General features: G+C 50.1%; 5 protein-coding genes and 8 pseudogenes. 5 read left to right on the forward strand and 8 right to left on the reverse strand.

The window, feature by feature from the left end:
• The 7 pseudogenes from MKleb_RS28325 to MKleb_RS28360 all read right to left on the reverse strand — a co-directional run.
• A pseudogene (locus tag MKleb_RS28325) lies at positions 1-258 on the reverse strand (DDE-type integrase/transposase/recombinase); the annotation flags it as partial.
• Positions 182-1716: pseudogene (ltrA, locus tag MKleb_RS28330) on the reverse strand (group II intron reverse transcriptase/maturase). The pseudogenes ltrA and MKleb_RS28325, both read right to left, overlap by 77 nt.
• Positions 1717-2390: 674 nt before the next feature.
• Positions 2391-3080 (reverse strand): annotated as a pseudogene (locus MKleb_RS30055) (transposase); the annotation flags it as partial.
• Between the two features lie 83 nt (positions 3081-3163).
• A pseudogene (locus MKleb_RS28345) lies at positions 3164-4318 on the reverse strand (IS3 family transposase).
• Between the two features lie 71 nt (positions 4319-4389).
• Positions 4390-4731: pseudogene (locus tag MKleb_RS28350) on the reverse strand (group II intron reverse transcriptase/maturase); the annotation flags it as partial.
• Between the two features lie 723 nt (positions 4732-5454).
• Positions 5455-6659 (reverse strand): annotated as a pseudogene (locus tag MKleb_RS28355) (IS256 family transposase).
• Positions 6660-6783: 124 nt separating this feature from the next.
• Positions 6784-7032 (reverse strand): annotated as a pseudogene (locus tag MKleb_RS28360) (IS6 family transposase); the annotation flags it as partial.
• Between the two features lie 291 nt (positions 7033-7323).
• Here MKleb_RS28360 and ecpA point away from each other — a divergent pair.
• The 5 genes from ecpA to MKleb_RS28385 are packed head-to-tail and all read left to right on the forward strand — an operon-like array spanning position 7324 to position 13521.
• Positions 7324-7923: a common pilus major fimbrillin subunit EcpA gene (gene ecpA, locus MKleb_RS28365; RefSeq protein WP_217077027.1), complete on the forward strand. Its 600-nt coding sequence runs from the start codon at positions 7324-7326 to the stop codon at positions 7921-7923.
• 54 nt (positions 7924-7977) lie between these two features.
• Complete coding sequence (locus MKleb_RS28370; protein WP_217077028.1) at positions 7978-8655, forward strand: EcpB family pilus assembly chaperone; 678 nt, start codon at positions 7978-7980, stop codon at positions 8653-8655.
• Between the two features lie 57 nt (positions 8656-8712).
• Positions 8713-11205 (forward strand): TcfC E-set like domain-containing protein, encoded by a 2493-nt coding sequence (locus MKleb_RS28375; protein ID WP_217077074.1) that lies wholly within the window; start codon positions 8713-8715, stop codon positions 11203-11205.
• Positions 11206-11215: 10 nt separating this feature from the next.
• Positions 11216-12832, forward strand: coding sequence for a fimbrial protein (locus tag MKleb_RS28380; RefSeq protein ID WP_217077030.1), 1617 nt, complete (start codon positions 11216-11218; stop codon positions 12830-12832).
• Positions 12829-13521, forward strand: a complete 693-nt coding sequence (locus MKleb_RS28385; RefSeq protein WP_217077031.1) for a fimbria/pilus periplasmic chaperone — start codon at positions 12829-12831, stop codon at positions 13519-13521. The genes MKleb_RS28380 and MKleb_RS28385 overlap by 4 nt, the downstream gene beginning before the upstream one ends.
• A 10-nt stretch (positions 13522-13531) precedes the next feature.
• On the opposite strand, the pseudogene MKleb_RS28390 reads toward MKleb_RS28385, so the two are convergent.
• Positions 13532-13625 (reverse strand): annotated as a pseudogene (locus tag MKleb_RS28390) (IS5/IS1182 family transposase); the annotation flags it as partial.
• Positions 13626-13656 lie beyond the last annotated feature (31 nt).

Genomic DNA, 13656 nt, shown 5'->3' on the forward strand with positions numbered 1-13656 from the left:
TCAGGCAACCAGCAGATAAAATTGTTCTGCCGGTGACATTCCATCACCTGCCGGATGTTGATACTCCCCTTCGCGTATCATGTGGAGCAGCTCAATGCCTGCCAGCGGGGTCTGTGCACGGCGAAACGATTTAAATCCAAGCATCTGGCGAATTCTGCGTTTGATATTCCGGTGATCCTGCTCAATCAGATTGTTCAGATACTTGCTTTGCCTGATGGTGATGATTTCCTCTGCGGGCTTGCCGGCATTCTGTAAAGCGCGATGTATACCGTGTTTCTGGTCTCCGTCCCTCAGATAGGGATTACCTTCGGGTAGCCGCCAGCGGAACAGCTTCTTGCCTTGCCCCACCAACCGGTACAGTATTTCGCCGCTGAGCTTGCCGTGATTGGTTTTACCAAATAAAACCCACGTTTTGCTCTGACCCGGTTTCGGTGATTTACACCACCACCTCATCAGGGAAGCGATACCTGTACGGTATTTGCGGGCCAGCCAGTGAGCCAGCTTCCAGAACACGACACGGTCGATATAACTGAAGACTTTGGCCTTAAAATCAACGAACTGATAGAACATGGCCCCAGTTTTGAGTTTGTTGCCATAACTTTGCTTTCACTGTAGTTGCCTGATAACAGTGCTGTCAGCGATGCGGCGAAGTTTCTGGCTTTCTCCTGCGGGATCGTTGAGACCACTCGCATCTCGCCATAACGACTGCGTTTGCGAATGATCCTGTGCCCCAGAAAGATAAAGCCGTCATTAACATGGGTGATTTTAGTCTTATCCATGTTCAGCCTGAGTTTCAGACTGCCTTCGTGCACACCCCGACACTCCTCCCTGATGGCTTCCGCCTGTGCTTTGGTGCCTTTGACGATGAGGACAAAATCATCGGCATAGCGGCAGTACGCCACCGCGGGTTTCCACTGCCAGTTTTTCTCTGACCGCCGTACTTCGGCCCCGTTGGATACTGTTATTCCAGTACCACCGATCTTTTCTGGCTTTCCCGCTCAGGTAGCGCTCATGCAGGTATTGATCGAACTCATTCAGCATGATGTTCGATAATAGCGGCGATATAACACCGCCCTGTGGCACACCTTCACTGGCCGCCCGAAAGAGACCGACATCGATATGTCCCGCCTTGATGGTTTTCCACAGCAGAGTCATGAAACGTGCGTCACTGATCCTGCGGCGTACAGCCTTCATCAGCAGTCGATGATGTACGGTGTCGAAGTAACTGGACAGGTCGCCTTCAATCACCCAGCGTCCCCGGGTTTCACCACAGTCTGTGAGCTGTAATTTCACCGTGCGGATCGCGTGGTGGACACTGCGCTCAGGCCGGAAGCCATATGAGAGCGTATGAAAATCACTCTCCCCATATCGGCTCCATCGCCATCAGCATGGCCCGCTGAACAATACGATCCCGCAACGCGGGGATACCCAGTGGTCGCAGTTTGCCGTTGCTTTTAGGGATGTAAACCGTCTGGCGGGCAAGGGCTGGTAGTGGCCTGAGAGTAATTCATCCCTGAGGATTTGCAGCTCAACAGCCAGTCTGGCCTGTAAGCATTGTTTTGTTCACGCCCATCAACGCCGGGGGTATGGGCCCCTTTGATGAAGCGTGATCCGCGCCGCTTCAGCCAGCCATTCTGGTTGTGTTATCAGACGCAGCAGCCGTTGAATCCGTAGGGACGGATCGGTGACTGCCCATGTGGCAAGCTTGCGTTGCATTTCGCTGATTATCAAAGGTCTTCACCTCGTTAGGTCAGTTAATTCACGTCGCAAACACATTCCAAACTGCTTCCTTCGCCATGTAATGGGCTTTCCCCATCGCGGACTACTACGGAAGCTCCGCCAGCCAGCGCGTCATCGGAGCCATGCCCCCTTAACATCCGTCGCTGACCTTCCCCGGTTTACCTGCCTGGACTCAGGCATACTGAGGAGGCTGCCCCGTCGCACTCTTTATCCTTGCTTGCCGCAAGTTGGCAGAAGTCAGCAACGCAAGCGTGATAGACGCTGCCTGCCCCGGTGTTTCGCATACATGTCAAAACACCTTCGACCGGCAGTGCTTACGTATCACTGCCAGTTCCTCCTGCACGGCCTGTCAGATCACGTAGGCCGTGGTGACGTTTTCAACCCACAGAGGCGGATTAACGGGTTCATGTTCTTCAGCCTTTCAGTACTTAACCTTGAGGATCATCTCGGCTTAGTGATCTCGCCTCAATCCCCGTTGTCAGCGGGTTACATCACCCTGCGGGCATGCCGCAGGTCACTGCCGCTCAGGTTCTCCACCGTCACACCCGGTGGGATTGTTGGGTTTCTCATCGTGAGTTACCGGTTCAATATTCCAGACAGACTCGCGGTTCATTTAAGCATCCATGCCCGCCCTGAACTCCGGGCACACTATAGGTCACATCGCCGCACCAGATCTGATCCGGCGCTGTTACCGCGAACTGCCGGGTCGAGATGGTTAGGTATTTCAACGTGTTTCGTTCCCCGGCCGCGTTTGTATTTATGCGCCGGGGCCTGACAACTGGCGATATCCAGCTCTTTCATCAGCTTACCTGCAAGCCATCGCCCGAGTCTGACGCCCCGGCCGCTGACCATCGTGGCGATACTTCTCGCGCCAGCAGAGCCACCACTGGCATTCCAGACTTCACTGACGAGACTCCGTTTGACGGCCCGCTCAGCGTCAGAATCCCTGCCATTTTTACGAATGTAACGATAACTGCTTCGGTGAACACCGAACAGCCGGCACAATGGCGCTACCGGGTAGTGCGCCCTCAGACTGTCGATTATCGTGAACTTTTCAGGGAGTCCGACATCAAGAGCGCGGTAGCCTTTTTTAGGATTTCATTTTCCATTTCAAGGCGTTGTATTTGTTTTCTCATTTCCCTGAGTTCCGTCTGCTCAGGCGTCAGAGGCAGCCCCGGGGGCGTTTTCCCCTGGCGCTCCATACGTAACGATTTAACCCAGCGGTTGATGGCGGAGAGGCTGACGTTCATCGCTTTAGCCGCTTCACCGTGAGTGTAGTTCTGATCAAGGACCAGTTTTGCCGCTTCGGCTTTAAATTCAGCAGTAAATATTTTGCTCATTGGTTCACCTGTAAGATGTTGAGGTGAGCATATCACCTCTACTCAGGTGGCCAAATTCAGTGTGCCACTACATATTGTAGTGGTCAACTAATTTTGGCCACACGACCTGACTGTTCGTGGAACAGCCGCTCTGATTCATTTGGCGTTAACCCACCGTTATACCAGTGGGGCCGGATGGCACTGTAATAGCCCGTGATGTAGCGGATTATCGCGCTCTGAGCTTCTTTGAAGCTGTTATAGCCCTTCGTCGGCACCCATTCGGTCTTCAGGCTCCGGAAGAACCGTTCCATAGGGGCATTATCCCAGCAGTTACCGCGTCGACTCATGCTCTGCTTTATTCGACAGCGCCACAGAGCCTGCCGGTACTGGCGGCTGGTATAGTGACTGCCCTGGTCACTGTGGAACATCACTCCTGTTGGCTTCCCCCGATGCTCCCAGGCCATCTGCAACGCTTTGACCGTGAGGGCCGAGTCCGGCGACGTCGACATCGCCCAGCCCACAGGTTTACGGGCGAACAGATCCAGCACGGCGGCCAGATAAGCCCAGCATTTTCCCGTCCAGATATAGGTCACATCGCCGCACCAGATCTGATCCGGCGCTGTTACCGCGAACTGCCGGTCGAGATGGTTAGGTATTTCAACGTGTTCGTTCCCGCCGCATTTGTATTTATGCGCCGGGGCCTGACAACTGGCGATATCCAGCTCTTTCATTAGCTTACCTGCAAGCCATCGCCCGAGTCTGACGCCCCGGCCGCTGACCATCGTGGCGATACTTCTCGCGCCAGCAGAGCCACCACTGGCATTCCAGACTTCACTGACGAGACTCCGTTTGACGGCCCGCTCAGCGTCAGAATCCCTGCCATTTTTACGAATGTAACGATAACTGCTTCGGTGAACACCGAACAGCCGGCACAATGGCGCTACCGGGTAGTGCGCCCTCAGACTGTCGATTATCGTGAACTTTTCAGGGAGTCCGACATCAAGAGCGCGGTAGCCTTTTTTAGGATTTCATTTTCCATTTCAAGGCGTTGTATTTGTTTTCTCATTTTCCTGAGTTCCGTCTGCTCAGGCGTCAGAGGCAGCCCCGGGGGCGTTTTCCCCTGGCGCTCCATACGTAACGATTTAACCCAGCGAGAGGCTGAGGTTCATCGCTTTAGCCGCTTCACCGTGAGTGTAGTTCTGATCAAGGACCAGTTTTGCCGCTTCGGCTTTAAATTCAGCAGTAAATATTTTGCTCATTGGTTCACCTGTAAGATGTTGAGGTGAGCATATCACCTCTACTCAGGTGGCCAAATTCAGAGTGCCACTACAATTGCCATCAGCATGGCCCGCTGAACAATACGATCCCGCAACGTGGGGATGCCCAGAGGCCGCAGTTTGCTGTTGCTTTTAGGGATATAAACCCGTCTGGCTGGCATAGGTTGGTAGTGACCCGAGAGAAGTTCTTGGCTGAGCCTTTGCAGCTCAGCAGTCAGTCCGGCCTGTAGCTTTGTTTTGTTCACACCGTCAACGCCGGGGGTATGAGCCCCCTTTGATGAAAGTGTGATCCGCGCCGCTTCAGCCAGCCATTCTTGTTGTGTTATCAGACGCATCGGCCGTTCAATCCGTCGGGACGGATCAGTTGCTGCCCATGTGGCAAGCTTGCGTTGCATTTCGCTGATTATCAAAGGTCTTCACCTCACTGGGTCAGTTAATCCACTTCGCAAACACATTTAAACTGCTCCCCTTCGCCATGTAATAGGCTTTCCCCATCGCGGACTACTACGGAAGCTCCGCCAGCCAGCGCGTCATCGGAGCCATGCCCCCTTAACATCCGACACTGACCTTCCCCGGTTCACCTGTCTGGACTCAAACATACTGAGGAGGCTGCCCGTCGCACTCTTTGTCCTTGCTTGCCGCAAGTTGGCAGAAGTCAGCAACGCGAGCGTGTTAGGCGCTGCTGTCCCGGTGTTCTGCTTACATGTCAAAACACTTTTGACCGACACGGCATATCTATCAGTGTCAGTTCCTTCTGCACGGCCTGTCAGATCACATAGGCCGTGGTGACATTTTCAACCCACAGAGGCGGATTAACGGGTTCATGTTCTTCAGCCTTTCAGTACTCAACCTTGAGGATCATCTCGGCTTAGTGATCTCGCCTCAATCCCCGTTGTCAGCGGGTTACATCACCCTGCGGGCATGCCGCAGGTCACTGCCGCTCAGGTTCTCCGCCGTCACACCAGGCGGGATTGTAGGGTTACTCGTCATGAGCTACCGGTTCAATATTCCAGACAGGCTCGTGGTTCATTTGAGCGTCCATGCTCGCCCTTGAACTGGTCGAGTCTGTCAAGGTGGTGTAAATTCAGATCCGGCCTTCCGGTCCGGTAATATGTCTGTTAAGCGCTGAGTGGCAGCGCCTCGATTACTTCAGTTTCAGCGGCCTGGTCTATCTCCGTCATAGTATGTTGTGGCAGATAACGGTTCTGCAGCAGCCATTCCTCGTTCTGTTCCGTCAGCACGGCCCCCAGAAGTCGGGTTATGCTCTCTTCATTGGGGAAGATGCCCACTACGTCAGCACGCCGCTTCACCTCTTTGTTCAGGCGTTCCAGTGTGTTGGTGGAGTGGATCTTCACCCGATGCGCTTTAGGGAAGCTGAAGTATGCCAGCACATCTGCTTCGGCCTCGTCCATCATCTCCGTGACTGCCGGATTGCTCTTCTCCAGTTGACCGGCAACCTCACGCCAGGTGGCATGGGCGCTTTTCTCGTCGGTCTGCACGAACACCTGTTGCAGTGCCGCACGTACCACCGACTGGTTCGCCCTGCTGACGCGGCTCAGCACGTTGCGCATGAAGTGAACCCGGCAGCGCTGCCAGCTGGCGGAGAACACCTGCTGTATCGCCGCCTTCAGACCGCTGTGCGAGTCGGAGATGACCAGCTTCACGCCCTCCAGACCGCGCTCCTTCAGGCTCAGCAGGAAGGCCAGCCAGAACGCTTTGGCTTCTGACTCGCCGATGCCCATTCCGATAATTTCCCGGCGTCCGTCCAGGTTAACCGCGCAGGCGATTATAACGGCCACGCTGACCACCCGGCTGTTCTTGCGCACTTTCACGTAAGTCGCATCCAGCCACAGGTAAGGCCATTCCCCCTCCAGTGGTCGGTGCAGGAACGCCTGTACGCGCTCATCTATGCCACGACAGATGGACGACACCTGGCTGCGGGAGATGCCGTCATTCCCATCGACTGGACCAGCGCGTCAACCTTGCGGGTGGAGACGCCGTTTATCCACGCTTCCTGGATAACCGCATTGAGCGCTTTCTCAGACAGCCTGCGGGCTTCGAGGAAGGACGGGAAGTAGGTGCCTTCACGCAGCTTCGGGATACGCAGGTCCAGCGTACCGAGCCGGGTGTTGTACTGACGGTCACGGTAGCCATTGCGGTAAGTCTCCCGCTCATCACTGCGTTCATGGGGCTTTGCGTTAATACGCTGTGTGACATCGGCTTCCATGATGCGGTTGAGCATAAATTCAGTGAGTTCACGCAGAAAGTCCTCACCGCCGAGTTGCATCAGGGTATTGCTGAATGTCATGCTGTTGTCAGCCATCGGTTGACTCCTTTTCAGATAATGTCTTAGTAACCATTACCTTACCGGATAAGCCGATGGCTCTCACCATCCTGCTGAATTTACACCACTCCCTAAGACTCTACCCCTGAACTCCGGGCACACTGTAGGTTTCATCCATACGCCATCGCCGACCGACTGTGCGCTTATGTCGGCGAAAGACCTTATCCGGTAACGGCACCAGGCGGATGACCCAGCGATGCAACGTGGAATGGTCAACCACAATCCCGCGCTCACTCATCATCTCCTCCAGATTACGCAGGCTCAGGGCATAGGCCAGATACCAGCGTACACACTGGGCGATGATATCGACAGGATAATGTAATCGCTGGAAGGCATTTCGGATCAGGGGCATGGTCAGTAATGCTGGATCAAGGTTAGGAAATTGGTATACAGTAGTTACTGTGTTTTAGTAATTGATTAACGATTAAGAGCCTATTCCTGCAGGCGTAATTGGCTCCGACAGTTTGAACACGACCAACGCGCAAAAACTGGGGCGTACACTTCGTACGTGAGGATTCTGAGCTCTGACTAGGTTCAAAATGGCAAGTAAATAGCCCTAATGGGATAGGCTCCAAGCCAAGCCAAAGCAAGCCAAAGCAAGCAAAGGCAAGGCAAGCAAAGGCAATTGTTTAGGATGAAAATAATGAAAAAAATGTTTTTAGTAGCATCTCTGGTTTCCTCATCTATTATTGCAACAAGCGCGATGGCAGATGTTACAGCTTCAGCAACAGCTTCGTGGGATGCTACGGCTACAAAAGACACCACCAGTCTGTTGACTGTCACTCCGTTAAGCTCTTTGACTTTCGAGTATGCCGAAGCACTGAATACTTTTAACGCTCAGGACAGTGGTTTTGATGTGTCCATTACCGGGCAAGATACAGCAACCGATTTTTCGCTGGCAGCTAAGATTATCAGTAACACCTTAATCAAAGGCAGTGGTGAGGATGCCTCCACACTTGGCGTAGGGGTGGCATGGAACGGTACGGCACTCAATAAAACAACTGATACCGTTTTGGTTTCCACAGCTAAGACAGCTGGTCTTGAAAACCTAGTGGCTAACGGTGCTTATAATGGTACATCTCGTGTAAGCGATAAATCCACCTTCAAATTCACCATCGAATCAGCGACTGGTCCTGATAAGGACCCGGTAGATGAGTTTGCTGCACTGCCTGACGGCTATTGGTCTGGTGATGTTAAAGTCCAGTTTACTGCAACCTGGAATACTCCGTCTCCGGATGCCTAAGTAATAAAAAAATAAGGGGGAATTGTTTCTCCCTTATTTATCAGGAATAGTGTCATGAAAAAATATTTACCGACAGCGATGTTCGTTGGAGCAGTAGCATCTTTTCCCGGATGGGCCATTAATGTAGGTGAAATCACATCGATAATGACTTCTGCTGAGAGTTCATTATCGAAAGAGATCACTAATACAACTGATGCGGCGCGTTATATCAGTGTTTCGGTAAAACAATTGTCATCACCTTTGGCGGGAGGCGTCGAAATAAATCCTGTCAATTCTGGAGAGTTACTTTCTACACCTGCCAATCTTATTCTTCCCGGTCAGGCAAAGGATGTATTTCGCTTCTTTTATAAGGGACCTGTAGATGATATCGAGCGTTATTATCGTCTGCAATGGATAGATGAGCCGGTCACCGAGAGCGCGGAAACCCGGGCGAATAAAATGGCGGTTGCAACAGCGTCGGCTGAAATTGGTACTATTCTGGTGGTCGCGCCGCGAAAAGAGCGTTTCGAATATAGCCGAAATGGCGATGTTATTACCAATAATGGCAATGTTTCGTTTCGTGTGATCGCCTATGGCGCATGTAAGGATAAGGCTCACGATCAGGGACGAGGTTGTCGCGAACGTTATTACATTATGCCGGGTACGAAAATACAATTACAGTTTACTGACATTAGCAATAACCGTTCACACATCGGTATCTGGCACGGTAAGCAGTTTATTACAGTGAAGTGATGGTCGATAGCTACCATCTGTACTGAAAAAATTGATTACCGGAATTTTATCATGGGCATAGCAACTAAAAATATTGTAAAGGGTAGCGTTTGCATTTTTCTCACGACGACACTAGGATTTTTACATGCAGCCCCAGTAAAAGTGGCTAATTACATTATTCCAAGCGCTTTCGCCCGTTCACTGGAGCAGGGAATGACGGTGCCTGTATATATTCGTTACAACGAGACTGACGAGAAAAGTCAACAAAAAATTGCCGATGCGGTAATTTCGCTTGTTGATGGTAATATTACAGTTAAATCACTGGCTCTTGCTGAATTGCCTAATAATACTGTGTTATCTGGAAAAACTCGTGCGGTGGTAGAAAAAATTCGTGATGTGAAATTTCACGATAACACAAATATCGAGCTATCGGACAATGCACGCCTGCAGCTCAACGTTTCTTCATTTCATCTGGAGATGATTGTCAGTAAAGATGCGTTAACTGAGGCGATTGTCCCACGCAGTAGTTTGCTTGGACCTTCCAGCGTGGAGTTTCTCTCTAACGTCCTGAATTATAGCTTTGGTACCTACTACAACGATTATCATAATGGCAGCAGTACCCGCAGCTATCTGACGGTGGACAATACTACATCGCTGCGCGAGCACCATATCAACATTAACGGTTCGTTTTACGGCATCGGCGACAGCAACGGCACCAGTACACTCTATCGTGCGATGTATGAGCGTGATTATGACGGGTATCGACTGGCGCTTGGGATGCTCGACACCTGGAATGTCCAGTCTATTGCCAGCCTGAATGCGCTGAATGGCGGGAAAATTTACGGTGTGAGCTACGGAAACAAAGGAAGTACGGTTGTTGAGAATACCGCGCTTTCACTCACGCCGATTACCGTATTTTTGCCAGCAGCTGGCGAGGTTCATGTCTTCCGTGATGGGCGTTTGCTCAGCGTCCAGAACTTTAATATGGGCAGTTATGAAATTGATACCAGTCGTTTTCCGTATGGAGTTTATGACGTCACGGTAGATATCGTGGTCAATGGCAGGACAATTAATAGTCGTATCAGCAGGGTTAATAAAATCTTTGCCCGCCAACAAACTGCCGGGATTGAGCAGCTCTCGTGGCAACTGTTTGGTGGCTCACTGGATTATGACCGTGTGAGTTATAAGCGTAATCATTATCAGGATTTGGGCAGCGAGCAGACCTGGATTGCTGGTGGGGGCGCATCGGTGACGCTGGCGATATTGTCGGGGCTGGGCCTGAAGTCCACGCTCTACGGTTTTGGTGATAATGCGGTTAATGAAACGGATGCCACGCTCAATGTGAATGAGTACGTAAGCATTGGCAGTCAGACGCTGGTGGCGAATGATTCGTCATGGCGAAATATCAATAACATCAACCTTAATGTACCTGAGGGATATGGTTCCCTTTGGGCATCTCGTGAAGACAGTAAAATTGGCGACCGTCTGCCCATGCAGGAGCGTGATAATTATTCCATTGGCGGGACTCTTAACCTCGGAAAGTTTATTTCTCATGGCGGCTCGCTCACCGTGAGTCAGACGGAGAATCGCTACTCGGGAAATATATATCGTAATCTGGACTACAGTACGACTCTTTTTTCAGGCAGGTATGGCACGGTTGGGTTGCGTGCAGGTATTCAGCGTTATTACTACAACAACCGAAATGATGATGGACGACAGGAACGTTATGTCAGTCTGGATTTATCGTTGCCGTTGGCATCCTGGTTGAACATGGGCGTCTCCCGGGATCGCTATGGCAGTACTCGGGGTAATCTCAGCGCACGTAAGCAGTATGCTGAGGGCCTGATTAAATCGGTCGGACTGTCGGCATCAACGCGTCTGAGTGGCGAACAGTATTACGACAATAATTATTCGGTAAACGGCAATTTGAGTTATGACACGAAATATAACGCCGGCAATGTATCGGTAACGCGTTCTGCGGACAAATCCACCAGTATGAACTTTTCTTCACAGGGGGCTCTGGCGTGGGCAGGTAAAGATTTCGGCCTGAGCAAGGAGCGGCAGCGGTCTGGCATCATTGTGAAAACAGATTTGACCGGCGAAGGGAAACTGGCTGCGAAGATTAATAACCGCAATTATCTTCTCAGCGGTAAATCAAATTTCATTGCACTGCCGCCCTATGCTCAGTACAATCTGGAACTCCTTAATGATAAAAACTCTGAGGACAGCTTCGATATTGTTTCAGGACGCAAACAGGAGCTGACGCTATATCCGGGTAACGTGGGTGTTATCAACCCTGAAGTGAAAAGCATGGTCACCGTATTCGGGCGCATTCGTTATCCCAATGGACAGTTGGCTGCAAATACCGATATCCATAATCACATTGGTAAAACGCGTACAGATGAAAAGGGTGAGTTTGCTATCGATATCGATAAAAAGTATCCGGTCATAACGTTAATTTCAGCCACTGGCATCAGATGCGAAACTGAACTAGATCTGGAAAATGCACGCGGCGCAGCGTGGGTAGGGGATGTGAAATGTGCTCCGCAATCCACAATTGCGCAGCGATAAGGTATATTTAATGAAACAATGTATTTCTCTAATTATGGGTTGTGTTCTTATCGGGTTATCTCCGTCCGCCAGGGCGCTTTCTGCGACCACTCAGCCCTTGGAGAGTAACAATTTCTTATTTATAGAAAATAACATTGATAACGAATATTTTATAACACCATCTGCACAAAACCCTCGTTTTAGTGGGGCGAACACTTGGGTAAAGCTTGACGGATCTAACCAAGTTAGCATCGGATATATGGGCTTTATTGGTTGGAGCGGCTCTGCCGCTTACTATAAGGATATGTGGATTGAGAACTCGCCGATAAGTGAGCCATTCAGTGGTCTTCGATGTACTCGTGGTGCTAATTGCCCTTCATCTGGCTTCATAGCTGGCGACGTTACCGATCAATTTGGTTATTATCATGCCAAAACAACCGGAGCAGGAACTGACGGTGGAATCTATGGTTTTGCATCGTTTTCAAATTCGGCGTTTGAATATTTTCGCAAAATGGAGGTTGGGGGCAATGAAACATTTAAACTTAACTTTTGTAGAACCAATATTAATTACGATTATGCGGATGGGAAGCGCTGTAAAGACCAAGAAAGAGGTAATTGGTATATCAGACCATTCTCAGTACGTAAACTAGCTCATCTTTCTTTATTTTCCACCAATGCATTTCAGGAATTATTTATTGCAAGTGATGGTACCCCTAGCATCAATAAAGACAGTGGTAACTGTGAGATAGGAGTGGTCGACCGTGCTGATGGTGTTATCTGCAAGATGGTGTCTTATACTTTAGAGCAAGAAAGCAGATTAACGAACAGACTAACAATTAGCATGTTGGCTGATAGCAGCTTACTCCGTTTTTCGCCTGCCCCTGCCACAATAAAATATTCTGGTGATGGCCAAACCTGGACTAACTATAACACTAAATCGGTTTATAGTAATGTTTTTAGTAGTGGTAATGAAAACAAATATGTCTATGTATTTTTATCGAAAACATTCCTGAAAAATATGGTGGACAATGGGATCAGCATATCAAATAGCCAACCTTTTACGTTTGCTTTTGAAAATGGAGTGACACCAGAATCTGGATTTTACCAGTTTACCCCTTCGCTACAGCTCAATATTGTGCCGAAGGAGTATGGAATCAGTATAGTCTCCTCGAATTACACTTCTTCTTCGAGTGGTAGTGGCACGATTGGCGATGCCCATCCTATAGAAATGGATTACACCGTAACCGTCTCAGGCCCCCGTCAGGCCGACAGTATTACCGCGCAAGTTATTGGGGAAAGTATGACGATAAACAATGTCCCTTACTGTCTGTTTACGTCTGCGCAAGGCGGGCTGTCCGTCCCAATTCCCGCTTTTCTGCAGTACAACAGTCAGTCGGGGGGCGTGGTGCAAAAACGAAATAGCTGCGATGAAGATGCAGTCAGTATGAGAGATGCGCAGTGGCAACAGACGCCCTGGGACGCAAATAACAATGACGATGGGAGCTATTATTCTACTGATTTGAAGTTGCTTTTCCCAATGAATGATTCGCGTTCGATGTTAACCGTTTCCGGCGCTGACTGGGAAGGTGTCGTCAGCGCCAGTGGAGAGATACAAGTCACGGCGAATTGGGTGGGAGTGACGCCATGAACCGCCGCCGTCTGGCGCTTAGATGGGTATTTATTCTACTTTCCGGTCTGACAGCATTCTCTACACAGGCAGTCTACCTGGAGTCGACCATTTATGAGATGCCATCGGATAAATCATTTATCAGTAAACGAATCTATAACGATAGCCAGAAACAGAATATATACAGTATCGGCGCAGTAAAAATTGATAAGCCGGGACCGGGAGGTGAAAACAGAAGTACTATTTCTGAAGGCGAACTTCTGTTTACTCCGCTGAATTTTTCACTGGCTCCGCAGGCGAGTGAGTTTTTTAAGATTTTCTACCGTGGGCCGCAGGATGATAAAGAACGCTATTACCGAATTCTGTTTCGTGAAATTCCGATCACGCTGTATACCGGACGTAATCAAGGGAAAGGCGGACAGGCTCTCCCGATGATCGCTATGGACACCATATTGGTTGTTCGCCCGAGAAACATAAATCTGGCTTACACCATTGATGAGGCTAACGGAACACTGAAAAACACCGGGAATACTTTTTTTAAAATCATCGTACACCAGGGGTGCAACTCAACCGATGATGAAGCCACGATGCGTTATGTTTTGCCGGGTGAAACCTGGCATAGTAGAGAGCTAAAAGCTAAAAACCGAAAGTTTATTGTTGCCTTGCGAAAGTATATCCCAGTAGGAGATGCGTGTGGTACAGCCTACTAGGCTGTGTCCCTTAATTGCATAACCTTCTGTAAAACAGTCGGATACAACCCAGCCAGATATTTCCTGGCTGTTTTGTCGTAACGTGTGGCGATGCGACGATATTCGGTTCTGTCGCATTAATGTCAAAGAGGCGGA

The organism is Klebsiella sp. PL-2018 (genome assembly GCF_019048985.1).
Lineage (GTDB): Bacteria > Pseudomonadota > Gammaproteobacteria > Enterobacterales > Enterobacteriaceae > Klebsiella > Klebsiella michiganensis.

Coding starts and splice junctions, on each gene's coding strand:
- MKleb_RS28380 (WP_217077030.1), top strand. CDS start 11,216: ATGAAACAATGTATTTCTCTAATTATGGGTTGTGTTCTTATCGGGTTA.
- ecpA (WP_217077027.1), top strand. CDS start 7,324: ATGAAAAAAATGTTTTTAGTAGCATCTCTGGTTTCCTCATCTATTATT.
- MKleb_RS28370 (WP_217077028.1), top strand. CDS start 7,978: ATGAAAAAATATTTACCGACAGCGATGTTCGTTGGAGCAGTAGCATCT.
- MKleb_RS28385 (WP_217077031.1), top strand. CDS start 12,829: ATGAACCGCCGCCGTCTGGCGCTTAGATGGGTATTTATTCTACTTTCC.